This is a genomic window from Gayadomonas joobiniege G7 (genome assembly GCF_000300815.1).
Lineage (GTDB): Bacteria > Pseudomonadota > Gammaproteobacteria > Enterobacterales > Alteromonadaceae > Catenovulum > Catenovulum joobiniege.
The window spans coordinates 440563-457555 of record NZ_AMRX01000008.1; the positions used below are offsets into that span (position 1 = coordinate 440563).

The window sequence follows — 16993 nt, forward strand, 5'->3', positions numbered from 1 at the left end:
TTAATAAGGTGAAAACAATGAAAAATTTATTCTTAAACGTAACTGCTTTAGCAGTAACAACTGCTCTGACTGCTTGTGGGGGCAGCAATGAAATCAGTAAGCCAATTGATGATACTAAAATCCCTGCAGTAACAGTAGAAGATGCAGTGATGTCTCTTGAGTTTGGCGAAACAGAGGGAGTCAAACGAATCAGTTTGCTGCAGGGAGTAGACAACCCGTATCCGCAAAACAGTGTATTTGCGACTAAGTTCCAACACGTTTTTGAAAAAGATGATGATGGAATAAAATTGGACACTGAGCCTGATCTTCCACCAGGGGCGATTACAAAACAAGCTGAAGAGATAATAATTGATACCAGTGCTTGGTTAGATGTTTTGGAATATCAGGAAAGTCTAACATATGAATTTTCTTATACCCTAGACAATGGCTCTGCTGAATTAGTTGAGCGTACTGTCATGGTTAAAATAAATGGTGAAGAAGTTGTCGCTGAGCAAATTGACTTATTAGTTGCTGAAGATGCAGAAGTGCCGGTAGGCACACAGGTTAACATTGAGGCTGTTGTCAGCCCTGCTAATACCACCTTTCCTGAGCTGACTTGGAGCACGAGTGATGCAAGCATTGCAACTATTAATGAGCAAGGGGTTGTGACTGGCGTTGCAACTGGCAGTGTCGACATTTCAGCGACCAGCAAGGATGGCGATGTTACCGCGACAACCAGTTTAAATGTGGTGACAGACTCTGATAAGCCGATCGGTGTTGAAGTTCAGCAAGATGGTCAAACAATAGATATGTTGACGGTGGAACAAGGGCAAGCGATTCAATTATCTGCAAATGTATTGTTTCAAAATAAAACAGAGGATTCAGATGACTCGGTCACTTGGACAGGTTATAACGATGAATACTTTACCGTTTCGGAAAATGGTTTAGTGGAAGGTCTGCAAGTTTTGTTTAATGGCCTGCTGGATGTACGTACCAATGTACAGGGCTTTTCAGATAAAGTTTCTGTTCGGGTTACACCAAGTAAAAACCTTCTTTATAATCATAATTATAACTTCGAAAATGACAGCATAGCACCTTGGATCACTTACTGGGAAAATGCTGAAGGTTCGATAGCCCAAGTGTCTGAAGAAGCAGCCTTTAGTGGTGAAAAAGGACTACACTTAAAATCTGATGCCGGTAAAAATCTAGGTATCACATTAGGCGTTGATCATGCACCACAAGTGTTAGGTTCTAATGATGGCAACACCTACCGCTTTAGCTTTAAAATTAAAGTAAACGATGGAACGCCAGTAAATGGCTGGTTTAGAGCGGTTGCACAAGGGTATTGGGCCACTCGTTGGGATAGTTGGTGGGGATATGAACCAGAAAAAGCAGATGCAAACGGTTGGCAGACTATTGTTATTGAAAAGCCAGTGAAAAACTGGGCCGGTCAAACTGTGAACGGGCGATTCGACTTTTATTTAAATGCGAACGCTAAACAAGACGTCTACATTGATGACTTACGCTTAGAAGTTGTTGAAAACGCAGACTAACCTATCTAGCCACTCCACTCAGGAGTGGCTTTTTTGTGTTTATGAAAACTAAAATTCTAATTGCGGGCGGGGGCAGTGCAGGATGGATAACTGCCGCCGTTTTAAGCAAAGGCTTACCCGCTCAAAAATACCAAATTGAACTGATAGAATCACAAGATGTGGCACCGATTGGAGTTGGCGAAGCGAGTATTCCTCCGATATTTCAATTTTTAACTTATTTAGAAGTCAGCCCAGCTGAGTTTATCAAACAAACCGGAGGGACTTTTAAATATGGCATTGATTTTGAAGGCTGGGGTAGCCCAGGCCGTCGCTATATGCATGCTTTTGGCCCGGTCGGCACTCACTTTGAAGGCATAACATTTGCTGATATTTGGCTTGCTTATGCCGAACAATTAGGATTTAAAAACTTAATTCCGTTTTCAAGCTCAGCGGTGGCGGCCTATAAAGGCAAATTTAGTTTACCAAAAGCACGAAGCGGTGTTGGGTTTAAACCGCTTGAGCAGTTGTTTTCGGCCTTTCATTTTGATGCTGGCCGTTTAGCCAATTTTTTAAAAGACTATGCGATTAAAAAAGGCTGTATTTGGCGGCAAGACCATATTGCCAGCGTAAATCAGCACAATCAGAAGATAGATTCACTAACGCTAGCTTCAGGCCAAACAGTGACAGCAGACTATTTTGCTGATTGCACTGGTCAAGTTGGTTTATTCAATAAACAAACACTAAACGGAGAATTTCTCGATTGGCGGTCTTGGTTGCCTTGTGACAGCGCCCTAGTTGTGCCAACAGACAGGCTCGAACATCTGCCGCCCTACACTAAATCTGTTGCAATGAGTGCAGGCTGGCGTTGGCAGATCCCGCTGCAAAATCGCACAGGCAATGGTTATGTATTTAGCAGTCAATTTATTACTCAAAAACATGCCGAAAAAGAGCTGCAAGCGGCACTTAAACTATCAGATCAAAACGCGCAAAAAATGCGTTTGATCCAGTTTAAAACCGGCTATTTAAAAAAACCTTGGCAAGCAAATTCTATTGCTATTGGGTTATCCGCTGGCTTTGCAGAGCCGCTAGAATCGACCAGTATCCACTTAATTTATAAATATGCGATCGAGCTTAAAAATGCCTTTATATACGGTCGTGATATGCAGCAAGAGGCCGATGATTTTAATCTTAAATTCGAGCAAGACATGTTAGATATACGCGATTTTTTGATCGCACATTACAAAATCAACCAATATAAAAACAATGATTTTTGGAGCTCACGGCAAAACATGGCGATCCCAGATCGACTCGGACAAAAACTAAACAGCTTTAAACAAAGTGGTCAGATTGACTTGCCTACTGGCACTTTATTTAGTTATTACAGTTGGTTTCAGGTATTGCTCGGGCAAGGCATATTGGACGATCAAAATCAACAAGTCGCCGCACTCGAGTGTCAAAAGTTGCCCGACAAACAAATTGCAGATCAATTTTTTAAAACAATTTATCAAAAAATTCATCAAGCCACCGAACCTTTAAGCGCCCATCAAGCTGTTTTGCGCGACCTTCAACTTAACTAAGCACTATGGGAAAACACTATGTATAAATTAACGCACTGTGCGCTCGGGATCAGCCTAGCTTTGACTATGTCTGGGCTTGCCAAGCAAGCCGTTGCTAACCCCACTCAAGTAAAAATCTATCCTCACCATAAGCTCTACATAGGTGATACTTCGGACTTGCAGCGAAATAAGTTTTTTAATTTACATACCAGTCCAAGTGATCCTGCGATGCAGAAAGTAGAGCGAGATTATTTAATAAATGAACTGAACGCCGATTTTGGTCGAGCGTTCTCCAGCCCTTTTAATCGGGGCATGGGAAGTCATTATCCAGATACCCAAAGCGTGATGCAAAACGGCGCAAACAGCTTGCAAAATTACAATAAATTCCCACACGCGGGGTATGATGTTTCGCGTATGGTATCAACCGAACATCCGTACAATGTGATAGTTGACGGCAATGATCCAATTGATGGTGCACGTTTTATTGCAGATTATTATCAGAATTATTTTAATGATGAGAACCGCCCTGGTTTTTATGAACCTATGAACGAACCTTTTGTGCACGCTCATGAGTTTGTAGATGGCCCTTGGAATAATGAAAATAATGAAGCCATGCAGCGTCACATGGCGACTTGGTTTGCTGAAATTGGGCGCGAGTTTGATGCCAGGGGCATTCCCGTTGATGTAGTGGGATTTTCATCGGCTTGGCCATCACTTGAGTTAAATAACTTTAACCATTGGCAAACCCGAATGAAGATGTTTATTGATACTGCGGGTCAATATATGGATGCTTTGTCGTTTCATTTATACGATGGGGTGAATGTTACAGGGCAAGATAATTTGCGTTCAGGTGCGAACACTGAAGCCATCATGGATTTGCAAGAAACCTATACAAAGCTGACATTTAATCGGGTGATCCCCCATGCGGTAACCGAGTATGGCGGTATTATTGATGGTTATCCTGATGAATACAGCGCAGAAAAAAGCTCACAAGAACTAAGATCTTATAACCATATTCTGTTTAGTTTGTTGGCCCGTGAAGATAGATTGTTAACCTCAATTCCTTTTATTACGGGCACAGCACAATGGTATTATCAAGCAAATAATTTTAACCCTTATTCAGCGACCATCTATCGACCGGACCCAGACAAAATTGTAAACGGCAAAGTAAATGGGTTTTTAGAAACTGAAAAAGCCAAATTTTATAAACTTTGGGCCGATGTAAAAGGATATAGAGTTGATTTTTCGGAGCAGGACGCCGATCTCGGTACGCAAATTTTTGCTCATGGCAATAAACTTTATGTCTGTTTAAATAACTTTGATAATCAGTCCAAAACTGTGAATTTAGATTTTATGCAACAGCTAGAGGTCACTAACCTAAGGGTAAAACGTTTGGATGTGCCGTATGGGCAAGCAGCCCGCTATAGCGATCAAAGCTTAGCGACTCATACAGAGAGTTTTACGTTAAACCCTGATGAAACTCTGGTTGCAGAATACCAGTTGCAGGATAATTTACCGATTGCTCAGGCCATAGGGCGTGATACATATTATGCACAGCAACATTTGCAAGCGATTGAAGCCCGTCAAATCATTCAATTTGATATTAATGGGGTTGATGTTGAGCAAGACCAATCCCAGTTAAACCAATGGGTTGCTAGTCAAATGGATCCAGCCGAGTTAGTGTTGGATAAAGAACACCCGCAAGGCGAAAAATTCTACCCTAAGCTTATGCAAAAATATCAGCGGCAAATTGAGCGGCTTCAACGGTTAAAACCCGACGATTGGCAACAAACGTCAACGGCGCAACGTCTGTTCAATAATATGCTTAAACAGCCATACATGGGCAATGCACTCGCCGCATCTTTTAATCAAAATGGGTACAGCCAAGCGGGGCGTGATGCGGTATTACGTATGAGTATTAGTCGCAAGCATGATAAAAGTAAACAGCCACAAGTATGGGTCAATGGGTTTGCGGTGACTGTGCCTGATAATTGGGCGGGCCTTGACCAAATAAACCGTGATGATTTTTTTGCCGCAATAGAGATCCCAGTGCCTTCACAGTACCTTAAAACTGACAATAAAATTGATATCCAATTTGACGATAGCCAAGGTTTTATTAGCTCATTGATATTGGAAGTTGAAACTGCTAAATCGTTGGACCCTGTGATTAGCGAAGCGATTGAGCTCAATCTTGCTGATGTGGTCATGAATAAAAACGACAAAGTGCGCGTACGTGCCAGTGTATTGCCTGAAAACACGTTAAACAAAAGTCTAAGCTGGCAAATTGCCGATCAGCAAGTGGCTCAAGTAGATGATTCAGGTTTAATTACTGCAAAAGCACCAGGTTCTACCACTTTAACGGTGTCTTCTATAGACGGAGGCAGTCAAACACAAATTAATGTGGAAGTTCGAGATCGTTTAAGCCAGCGCAATACAGTGACTTTTGTCGAGTCTATGAGTGAGCTGCCAGAAACAGATACAATCAGCCTTGATATAGCCTATGACAATGATCAAGTCCGCGATCTGGTATTGTCTTTATATGATGCGCAAAATAAGTTTGTTAAAGAATCTCGAGTGCAATTGCCAGTTGGTGAGGGGGTGCAAACCCTCCAGCTTCTTTTGGATAACCCACTGCAAGGCGGAAGCGAAGTTAGACTTTTAGCTTCGTTGCGCTCGGTCGGTGGTGATTGGCGAACCACAATTGACAGCCATGACATGCGTAATATTCCAGTCATAGCAGAGCAAACAACAGAGCCGGATCCGACTCAATTATTAGCCCATTTAAATGCTGATTTTGAAGCCGGATCACTTATCGATTGGTCGTTTATATGGGATGCCATAGGTACAGTTGATGTAGTCGCTGGTGGGCCCGAAGGTTCAAGCTATGTGGCGAACGTGGATACGACAGCGGGTAAAACGGGTTTATTAATTGGTCAAGATCTACCAGTCGCCGCGGGGAAAAAATATTTGCTTTCAATGGATATTAAAAAAACTCAAGGCAGTGGCTGGGGCGGTGGTTTTGTGCAACTCATTAATAATGAAAATGGCTGGGTTGGCAGTCCACAAGGGCCTTGGTTTGGCACTAGCCAAAATGGCCAATGGATGACATTTGAAAAAGAAATTGATGGCGCGGATTGGCCTGAACAAGGGACTCAATTGCAAATTGTATTCGGCACTCAAGGCCACTTTTGGGAATTAGATAATGTTAGGTTACAAGACATTACGCCAGAAGCAAATTTATTAGCGAGCGCCAATGGTGATTTTGAATCAGGTCTGTTAGAACCTTGGGTCGGTTATTGGGAAAATAACAGCTCAACGGCATTAACGGTTACGTCACTTGCGAGTGACAACAGCAATCATGTCCTAAAAATTCAAGCAGATGGCACTAAAAATACAGGTATTACTCTGCCGGTTGGCTATACACCGCAGCAACTTGGTGACAACGATGGCAGCCAATATCAAATCAGTTTTAAGGTTCGCTCGTTGAATACGCCGATAAATGGTTGGTTTAGACTGGTTGCTCAAGGCAGCTGGAATACCCGCATTGAAACTTGGTTTAATGCCGACACAGAATGGAAAGAAGTCACAGTGATCCGTGACTCAGTCGATTGGTCGCAAAATGCAAATGAAGCTCGTATCGATTTATATATTAATGCAAATGCAGCGGGCATTGACGTTGAAGTCGATGATATACAAATTACAAGGTTATAATTTAAGCTAACTTTGCTTGGAAAATACCCCTTAATATAAACGTTTAGGGGTATTTTCCATTTTTTTTCCACAAATTTTAACTTTTAAGTTATATTTATTAAAGCCAAACGATGTCAACCTTGGTTATTTTATACAACCAATTCGTAGCGCTCGCCTTATATGTAATCCGATTAATAAAAAAGTAGTAAGGGTAAAGGATGAAAGCGATCAAATCCGCAATATCAATAGCAATGTTAAGTTCTCTGGCGGCCTGTGGTGGCGGAGGTAGTGAAGGTTCAGGTGAAAGTGATGGAGGCGGTTCTCAGCCCCCTGTTTCTGGCGAAATCATAATATCGGGCACAGTTACCAAGGGTATTTTAAAAGATGCGGACGTGGTTGCTTATAAGTTATCAGGCAATCAATGGGTTGAACTTAGCGCGAGCGAAATTAAAGAAGACTCAATTACAACAGACGAAAATGGCTTTTATCAGTTCACTTTGGTTAATTATACTGGGCCTGTTAAAATTGAGTTAGTGGCGACTGATTCGACTCAAATGCAATGTGATGCACCTTCTGGTTGTTTGGAAACGGCCTTTGGTGCTGATTTAGATTTGCAAACAGTTGCACCAAACTTTACCTTATCTGCAACAGATGTCGCTAAAAGTGACGAAACGTTAAAACTCAATGTATCGGTTTTAAGCCATATCGCCACCGAATTGGCATCACAAGATTTGGCTAATTTAACTGAACAAAAATTAGATACTACATTTAGCAGTGTCGCAAATGCATTTGGTGTTTCTGGAGATATAAGAACCTTAAATTCCGTGAATGTTACCGATGATGATGCTGTCATTTCCGCCACTGAATCCTCCTCAGCTAGTGCTTCACTTAAATATGGTTTAGTGAATGCAGGCATCGCCGAAGCTTTATTTTCCAATTATAGCGAAACTAATTCGTTAACTGCGTTATTACAGCAAGCCGTTGGCGATATCATAACTGCTGGTGGGCAGATTGCCGTTAAACAAGATGCCGATGATGATTTTGAATTAACAACTAATGATGTGCTTGGTGGCGCTGCAAATACCGCGGCTAAATTAAAAGATAAATTAAAAGATACTCACCCAGATGCATCAAATGCTTTGGCACAAACTGAAACTGAAATTACCAATGAAAAAGTTCAAAAAGAAAACCAAGCCGGTGATGATGGACGTTTAGAAAGTGATGGAAGTGGTGGTTCTAACGGTGGTGGCAACACCCCAACAAAATCAGAACGCGCTGCAGCCATGGTAAATGATGTTAGATTAATGACGGAACTGATGGGTATGGGCGCAGAAGCTGGTGGCGCCACAGCGAACTTTATTCCGCAGCTCGAAAACTATCAAGCCTTACTGCAAGATGCAGGCGTTATGTTAGAAAATGAAACAATAAGTTTTAATTTTTTGGATGAAATTGGTGCTTTGTTAGCCGATATCTACGAAGTGCATGGTGATGAGATAGAGGCGCAAACCCTTACTTCAAAAACCTGGTCAGCGCAAACATTTAATCCTTCATTAACTGGAGAAGTTTCTTTTAACAGTCAAACCCTCACATTTGAACTGAAACAAATTACGCACGGGACTAACGTTGCTAATTTAAATGCCAGTATCAGCGGATTTAACGGGGAAACGGCTGGTAGTGAGTTTGCATTAAACATTCAAGGTGATATTGAGACAGAAACATTAAGTTTTAACATTGGCAGCCGCCAAAGTGATAAGGCAGTTATCACCTTAAAGTTGAGCAACCCGATATCACGGCAGGATTTAGAAGACGGCCATACCGATACCGAGGTTGAGGCAGTCGATTTAGATTTAAGCCTTGAGTTAGTACAAAAACAAACGGTCTCTGTGAGCAACCCGATCAAATTTTCTGGTTCGTTAACAGCGAATGTCCTGCTTAAAAAAGAACCTGTTATTGTTGAAGAATATTGGGATGGCCAAGATTATTATGTGGTGCAACAGACTCTATCGTTACCCGAAAATTTGACCCTAAGCGGTGAGTTTTCTGCTGCAGATGGGCAAAAAATCGAAGCCAGTCTGACCGCGAAAATACATAATGCTCAAGATTTTGAGACGTCTGGTTATCAAGGTTTTGGTAAAACCCTCAAAAATATTGCTGATGTTGTGGTGACTAGCGACTTAAACAAAATAACAACGGTTTTTCCGACAGGTTCTGAGATTGAGTCCGTTGAGCAAACTTTTAATAAAGATGCGGGTAGTGAAAATTGGACGGCTGTTTATCTTGCCCAGATAGCTGACGGCGTTCAGACAGTGGTGCATACTGATAGGTTTAGAGCGATTGATGTGGGGCAACCAAATAATAGGTATACATTTACCTACCTTGCGGAAAACCCAAATGATGACAGTGTTGAACTGGAACAAGTGGTATTTGAACCTCAATCTGACGGTAGCTTTGAAGTTTATTATCATGAAGTAGATTATCCCAGTTACGGTAGCGTGAACGCCGAGCAGTATTTTTCGAGTCAGGGTTTATTATTAGACGAAAATGGCGATGAGATAAGCCTAAACGATTATTACGATCAGGATTCGGGCCCGTATTTTAGCGTTCAAGACGCCATTGAAGGATCTTGGGCTGCTGAGATGATCGCAAGTTTAGAAAACATATTTACGATTGATACTATGTTTGAGCTCAGAGATAGGGTGCAACAAAATGATCCGCTTGATTATGTGTTCAATATCAATGGTTATGGTGCCGTACAATTGGCTCGAATTGATCTAGATGCAGGATTGGCTCAATCGCTAGACGGTTATCATATCGAGAGAAACATCGCAGATGCAATCAATCTTAACCTGACGGAAGATAAAAATACCTTAACGGTCTCTAGTGAGATAGATGGACAAGTAGGTTCTCAGTTGGTGTATTCGTTTGAATCGTTAGCCGATGATTTTTCAGCTTATCGTTTTCAGACGACTGAAAGTTATCCAGACGAAGGTGAGACCTTTAAGCAGATAAAACACTATCAATTCGAAAACGCAGTACCTGTGTGTAGTGAAGATCCTGTGGTCGGAGGTACTGGTGGGACTGCTACAGGCTCAAGCGGTCGTCCGGCAGTTTTGCAAAGCTCGAGTGTAAACTGCAAAGATATGCAGCGCATTACCTTTATAGTAGAAACTCAGCACAAATATGCGGATACCTATTTCGAACGCTACCAATTAACCGCAGCCAATTTATTTGCCGACGATTATAGCGAAGAAATTGATGTTAAATCTGAGACTTGTTCGGTATCAGACGCTGGCTCTGCCAGTGATTGTGATAGCTGGAATGAAACCAGTAGTTATACAATTATGCATTTAAACGATTTTCACTATCAAGTCCATGGCATAGAAAATGTGCTGCAAGCATTTGTGCATTTAGAGCATAATGGTTATATCGATGCTCATTCTAATTATTCAGTGCACAATTATGTAGGGAACTATGGCTCGTTAACGGGTTATTTTGATATCGACAATATTCAAGTGGGTGATAACCATATTAATGGGCATTTGGACTGGGTTGACGCCAATGAAAACCTTGAATCGAATAATAACTACTTAGACCTTATGATGGCTCTATCAGTTGGTCTTAGTTTAGATGATTATCAGGTGAATTTACAATTAACAGGTGAACGTGAGGCAATGGATGAAGGCACCTTTAAATTGGATATGGCATATGAACTGCCTGACGAACAAGGTACTAGAGACTTTAGTGTATTTGTAAACAGCAAGGATTTTGAAGCGGGTCAGCAAGTTAATGTGGAAGCTTATAACTCACAAGGCGTGAGCCTGATGATCACAGAGCCAACCGAAGCTGAACAAAAACAAGCAGAGGATAATGGCAGTGATCTGACGTTTGGTCAAATCAAGGTAGATGATGAAAACAGTGCCGAACTATTTTGGCGAGCAAATAATGATACTTTTTGGGTGCGATATGCAGACGGCACTTTAGAGTCGTTAAAATAAATTAAAGCGGGCAGCTAGCCCGCTTTTTTATATAAATCCTCACTTAGAGAGTAAAATTGAATAAGCTTTTAATTTCAGCTAGTTTAGGTTTAATCTCGTTAAACCTAAACGCTGCCAATCGAATAATACTGTCGCTCACCAGCGACTCTTTCACTGACGTCATCCCGATTAAACAATTATATCGAGATGAATGGCAGCAAAAACCTGACCAAGATGCCAAACGCGCGTACAGTAATAATCAGGTGAGTTTAACTTTTCGCCACGGTCATTGGTCTTTTGCCGCCGGTCATTATATTCAGCTAGCAGCGAACGCCAGTGAGGATACCTTATTGGCCTTATGGCAAGAGGCGCAGTCACGTCCCTTTGATACAGGCAGATCGTATCAGCTCGCATTAGAGTTGCATCAATTGAATGCCAATTTTGCTACTTTAGGGTATCAACTTGAATTTAACAAAGGCTATATCAGACCAAACATATCTTTTTGGCAAGCCACTCGAATGCGAAAAACTCAATTGACTGGGCATGTTTCAGTCAACGATGCACAGAAAATTAACGGTTTTGTCGCTTTCAGTGAATCCTACACCGATAATAATTTGTTAAAGCGGCCTTATCAAAATTGGCAACAAAAAGGAAAAGGCTGGAGTTTAGGTTTTTCTGCTCAATATAAATGGTCAAATCTTTATTCACTTCAAGTCGATGCCGAAAACTTATTTAGCAGTATCCACTTCAAAAATACGGGTGACAGTGGGGGTGAGATAAAAACAGAAGGTAGATATATTAGTGAACTGGGGTTAGCTAATATAACCCCTTTATTTCGCGGTTGGGAACGCAATACAGATAAAAAGCTGCGCCTAGCTTATAATCTTGTTAGTGAATTTAGTGCTGACCGTTTTTTACTTCAGCATAGGTATTTTGCGGCCCATCATAGAATTTATTTAGGGTGGCAATGGCAAGCCGTACAATATACGGCTAAAGCTTGGTTTGATCCAATCAACCTAATGCCAAAAGTTTCCTTAAAAACACAGGTATCCGAGTGGACTTTGGGGATCGATAAGCTCAATCCAGAAAATGCCAAGCAGCTTAATTTTTCAGTTAAGCTGCTGCATAGTTGGTTTTAATACGCCCAGCGTAAACCGAGAGTGAAAGCGTTGTTATATAGTTCAACTTCAGGCACACTGACCTTTGCATCACCTTGGTAGTGTTTAGTCACTACATCGCGGTATTTATAATAACCAGAGACGGTCGCTAATAAGCTTAAATGATCGACGACTTGATAGCGAAGACCTAATTTAGCCATCAGGCTATAGCCGTTAAAAGTGGCTTCTAAGCTTTCGCCTTCAATGGTGGTGTTTTGAATCACAGAGTAGGCTGGTATTGCTAGTTCAGTGCCAAAATACCACGAAAAATTGCCAACGCCTGGGCGCTCGTTTGGCTCATAGCGGTAGCTGATAACGCCCATAAATTCATCTTGTGATTCAGACACTGCGATATGACTTCTATATCTTTCTTCAACACCATGTCCGGGCAAATAAAATTGTTTCGTTTCATCGTCCGGAAAATCTTCTTTTAGTTTAGCATTAAACGCATCAGCCCCTGGCTGAACATATTCAAAGTGCGAGCGAATAAAGTCTAATGAGCTTAGTCTGACCCCTAAAATGACTCTATGTTGCTCAGTCATTTTATAGCTCACTCTAAATGCCAGTTCGTTTTGCTCAATTTTAAAGTCATTTTGCTGTATATCGCCAAACTCACCCAATGACCAAGTTTCGGTTTCTATGCTAGGGGCAAAAGTTGCTGCGCCATCTAGATATAAACCAAACTTTTCGGACAAAGCAATATAAGCTGAGTTGCGGGTGGTTGGGTTTAACACTTGAATTGATTGTTTAAGCTCACCATACCCTTCAAACTGTTCGATGGTTTCGTGATAGCTAATACTTTCGATACCAAGTTCTATGTCACTGTATGAGAGGAGTTTTTCTTCGGCCGCTAATGGTGTGCTTAGACCTGCAAGGATAAGTCCTTTGCTTATTACGCGATACATCATGCGAGTCGTCCTATTGTATTTTATTTGTATTATTTGTTTATAAGGGGTGCAAATCAATAATAGCGGGTTATGAGTAAAAAATACATATCTGCCGATATTGCTATCGGCAGATTATCCAGACTTGTTAGTGTTTGTCTATTGACGAAAGGTATTTAGGCGCAGTTGGCTGTTTTGATTCACGGATCGTTAAATATTCCTCCCGCATGCGTTCAACACGATCGGTCAACGTATTGACTAAATTGCCTGACTCTAATTCGCGGATATTGTTTGATAAATCAAACAAAGCAATAGGTTCAAACTTATTTAGCTTGTAGTTGCTCTGCAAAATAAGTTTCCAATTGTTTTTAACATATATGGCTTGGGTTTTACTGCCACCTTGTAAAAACATCTGGTTACGACTGAAAAATTGCTCTTGGTTGGTGACGAGTGGCAATAAATTATTACTGTCTGGGGCTTCTTCTGCATTTAGCTGACGACCTGAGGCTGCTGCTATAGTGGCTAAAATGTCTTGTACGACAACCGCTTCATCTGAAATCTGGCCTGACTTGATTTTTGCTGGCCAGCTAATAATATAAGGCGTTCTATGACCACCCTCGTAAGGTAAATTTTTAGAGCCACGATAAATACCACTGGTTTTGTGCCCAGCTTGAATGCTGCCTTTTTTCAACAAGCCACCATTGTCAGAAACTAACACCACTAGGGTATTGTCGTATTGTCCCGATTGTTTAAGGGCATTTAATATTCTGTTGATTTGCAAATCCAGTTCTTTGATCATGTCTAGATGAGCAGACGGCGTGCTACCAGCCACTTTTTCACCATCAAACTTGGCAGGTGGCATGTGCGGTATATGAACCATAGGCGTTGCATAATAAAGAAAAAACGGCTCATTTGAAGCTTTTTGGGTAATAAAATTCACCGCTTTTTGCGAGAGAATATCTCCCATTTTACGAGTATCCCAATGGCTATCGCCCATGCCTGGACCTTTATCACTGACAATTTTAGGCTCTATGGCTGTATTTTCATCTAGATATTTAATTTTAGAATCTTTGTGTAAAGGATGCCAAATTTGGTTTTCGTAGGCTAAATAAATAGGCCCTTGGATACCCGTTGGTAGCATATAGCTATAATCAAAGCCCAAATTATTTGGACCACCACCAATCATTTTTGTCAGGTCAATTTTATTTTGTTCTTTATAGTCGGTCCCACGGTAGACTTTATTTGTTCCTTTTTCAGCAAAATCACCGCCTAAATGCCACTTACCAATAAAACCAGTGCGGTAGCCTTGTGGTTTTACCGCGTTCGCAAGTGTCATATCAGTATCTTTTATTGCATTGGGTCTAAAGGTATTCCAAACACCCCATGGCGCATAAGAGCGATAATTATTATTACCACTTAACACTGCATACCGAGTTGGTGCACAGAGTGCTGTTGCAGAATGGCCGTTATTAAACCAGATACCGCGCTCGGCCAGGCTATCGATAGCTGGCGTCTCTACGGTAGAGGGTTTACGTAAAATATTCCGGTTGAAATAACTCACATCGCCCGACCCTAAATCGTCAGCTAAAATCACTAATATGTTGGGTTTTTTAAGCGCCTCTTTATTGCTTGTGCTTGGCTCGACATACTGAGCCTGCTGGCTACAGGCAAATAAAAATATAATGGATAAAGTTATTAAGATTTTTTTCGTGGATAGTTTCATTATTTTCTGCAAATTACATTTTTTTAACAGTATAAACTTTGTGTGTAAATATGAAAAGTTATTTTTTAGTATGATTTTTTATGTGCCTGTTGTTGCCTTAAGTTATTCACTAACTTTGATTAAATTAACAGTGCATCGGTATAACTTTACTATACTGAACAAACGGAAAACATTTTAGGAAGCAACGGGGCAGTACTTTCTACAACCTAGGGCAGAGTATGCACGCGCCATTAAACAAATCATGGTTTTATTTGATCCCAGTTGTCATTAGTATTTTAGTTATTGTGGTGTGTTCGGCTGTGGTTAGTTGGCAACGTTTAAATAGCCAAATTGTGTCATCCAACCAAGACCACTGCCAACTGGTCGCTAAGTCTGTATCTGCGTATCTGAATCAACTAAAAATCATTTTGAATATATTAGTTAAGCAAAAGCAGGTCACTCGAGAGTTTTTTTACGATTTAATTGACGAAAAAGATTCGGTGACCGGATTTGCGGTTATTCAGCCAGACGGATGGATCGCTTATACCTCTTCATCTGGGGATAGAAAGCTGCACATTAACGTTCTAGATAGCGAGTTTAGCCGAGATTCATTTTTAGAAGCCTTGTCTTCGAAAGACATTGTCATTGGCCGAACTTATCGCTTTAAGGATAAAAATTTAACCGGTATTCCAATCCGTAAAGCGGTTTATGATGGTGGCATGGTTAAATACGTGATATCTGTCGGTGCATACGTTCATTACGAATCTTGGTTTAATGAGGGGATTTTAAATCAAGTTGATATCATTGAAATTTTTCGGGAAAAAGATTTTTATCGGCAAATATATCTGCGAACTGGCGCTTTTCCCGATCGGGTTTATTCAACACCACTGCCAAAATCAGAGCAGGATCAATTGTTGACTCGTGTTTCAGCCAATCGTAAAGTGCTAAAAGCAGAACAGGTTTTTAGTTTTGTTGATACACATGCGCTTGATCAACAGAGGTATTTAAAATCTTTCAGTTATATTCCAGAATTAAAACTTTGGGTTGGAACTTATTTTTTATACGATCACTTAATAAATCAGTATATTCCGATATTAATGACCCATATTGCGGTTTGTATTTTAGTGTTAGCAGGCTGTTTTTACGCGTTTTGGCGCATTCAAAATATACATATTCAAACGCAGGCCCAGTTAATCTATCAGGCAAATCATCACCCGATAACTCACTTGCCTAATAGGCAATATCTTTACTGCGAATTTGACGAGTTAGTTACAGGGCTTGAACGAGCTTTTTGTTTTATTTTATTAAATATCAATAAATATAAAAATATTAATGACAGTCATGGAGAGGTAGTGGCAGATCACGTATTGCTGGAATTAGCAAACCGTTTGCAAAGTGTTATACCTGCCAAGGGTCATTTAATACATTTAAATGCGGATGAATTTTTATTGTTACTGCCCAAAAAGATCTGCAAAAAAAGTAAGTTTTTAGCCAGATTACAAAATCTGCTAACCATGCCTTATTCGTATGGGATGGCTAAACTTAATGTGAGCTGCCGGCTTGGGGTTGTTGACTACCCGCATCATGGTACTGAGTTGTCAGAACTTATGTTAGGTGCCCACATTGCAATGGAGAGTGCGCTAAAAGAGGCTCGTTTTTACAATGAATTTAATCCTGCACTGAGCCAAGCCTATAAACGTCAGATGTTGATTGAGCAAAGCATAGCACCTGCGGTAGAGGCAAATGAATTTTATCTTGTTTATCAGCCACAGATATTGCGCAATGGTCAAATTTGGGGGGTAGAAGCCTTGTTACGCTGGCGCAATGAGACGTTATCTAACCCAGGGCCAGACGTATTTATTCCTGCAGCAGAAACATTAGGCCAAATGCCCTTATTGGGCGCATTCGTTTTAGAAAAAGCTTTGATTGATATTAAACAACTCATGTCTGATATTAAGTTACCCGTTCATTTATCTGTGAATATATCGGTTAGCCAACTAAACCATCCAGAATTTATATACGAGTTAAAAAAAATCTTGTTATTTACCCAGTTTGATCCAACTTATTTAACGCTCGAAATTACGGAATCCATGTTGATTACAGAGCCTGAACAAACGATTAAGCGGCTCAATATTTTAAAAACAACCGGTGTGTTGATATCAATGGATGATTTTGGCACTGGGTATTCGTCGCTCAATATGTTGGCTAAATTGCCAATTGATGAACTTAAGATAGATAAATCTTTTGTTGATGATGTTGACGATTTGCTTTCTCATCAAAAAATGATAAAAAACATAATTGCAATCGCAAAAAGTTATCATATGTTCGTTGTGGCTGAAGGCATAGAACACATTAGCCAATACAATATTCTAAACCAATTGGGCTGCGACTCTTACCAGGGCTATTATTTTGCAAAACCCATGTCGATTGATGAATGTATAGAGTATTGCCGGCGGAAAGATGATCAATCAGGTTAATATGATTAACCTGATTGAGCAAGAATTAAACGAGTACACTTA

8 protein-coding genes are annotated in these 16993 nt (G+C 40.7%); 6 read left to right on the top strand and 2 right to left on the bottom strand.

Going from position 1 to position 16993, the window contains the following annotated elements; genetic code table 11:
* The first annotated feature begins 17 nt into the window (after nt 1-17).
* From C727_RS0116480 to C727_RS0116500, 5 genes are all read left to right on the top strand, one after another.
* The gene (locus tag C727_RS0116480; RefSeq protein ID WP_017446764.1) at nt 18-1532 is read left to right on the top strand and encodes an Ig-like domain-containing protein; all 1515 of its coding nucleotides are present in this window, start codon (nt 18-20) and stop codon (nt 1530-1532) included.
* Between the two features lie 41 nt (nt 1533-1573).
* Nucleotides 1574-3088 carry a tryptophan halogenase family protein gene (locus C727_RS18820; RefSeq protein ID WP_017446765.1) on the top strand — a complete coding sequence of 505 codons (1515 nt, stop codon included), beginning with the start codon at nt 1574-1576 and terminating at the stop codon, nt 3086-3088.
* Nucleotides 3089-3106: 18 nt separating this feature from the next.
* Nucleotides 3107-6778, top strand: a complete 3672-nt coding sequence (locus tag C727_RS18825) for an Ig-like domain-containing protein (RefSeq protein WP_017446766.1) — start codon at nt 3107-3109, stop codon at nt 6776-6778.
* Between the two features lie 197 nt (nt 6779-6975).
* On the top strand, nt 6976-10752 hold the full coding sequence (locus C727_RS0116495; RefSeq protein ID WP_017446767.1) for a hypothetical protein: 3777 nt from the start codon (nt 6976-6978) through the stop codon (nt 10750-10752).
* A gap of 56 nt (nt 10753-10808) precedes the next feature.
* Complete coding sequence (locus C727_RS0116500; protein ID WP_017446768.1) at nt 10809-11870, top strand: hypothetical protein; 1062 nt, start codon at nt 10809-10811, stop codon at nt 11868-11870.
* Here the strand turns inward: C727_RS0116500 and C727_RS0116505 are convergent.
* Together C727_RS0116505 and C727_RS0116510 are read right to left on the bottom strand one after the other, a co-directional pair.
* On the bottom strand, nt 11867-12796 hold the full coding sequence (locus C727_RS0116505) for a hypothetical protein (protein ID WP_017446769.1): 930 nt from the start codon (nt 12794-12796) through the stop codon (nt 11867-11869). The genes C727_RS0116500 and C727_RS0116505 overlap by 4 nt on opposite strands.
* Nucleotides 12797-12920: 124 nt before the next feature.
* On the bottom strand, nt 12921-14495 hold the full coding sequence (locus C727_RS0116510; RefSeq protein ID WP_017446770.1) for a sulfatase family protein: 1575 nt from the start codon (nt 14493-14495) through the stop codon (nt 12921-12923).
* A 218-nt stretch (nt 14496-14713) separates the two neighbouring features.
* On the opposite strand from C727_RS0116510, the gene C727_RS0116515 reads away from it, so the two are divergent.
* Nucleotides 14714-16951: a bifunctional diguanylate cyclase/phosphodiesterase gene (locus C727_RS0116515; protein ID WP_017446771.1), complete on the top strand. Its 2238-nt coding sequence runs from the start codon at nt 14714-14716 to the stop codon at nt 16949-16951.
* Nucleotides 16952-16993 lie beyond the last annotated feature (42 nt).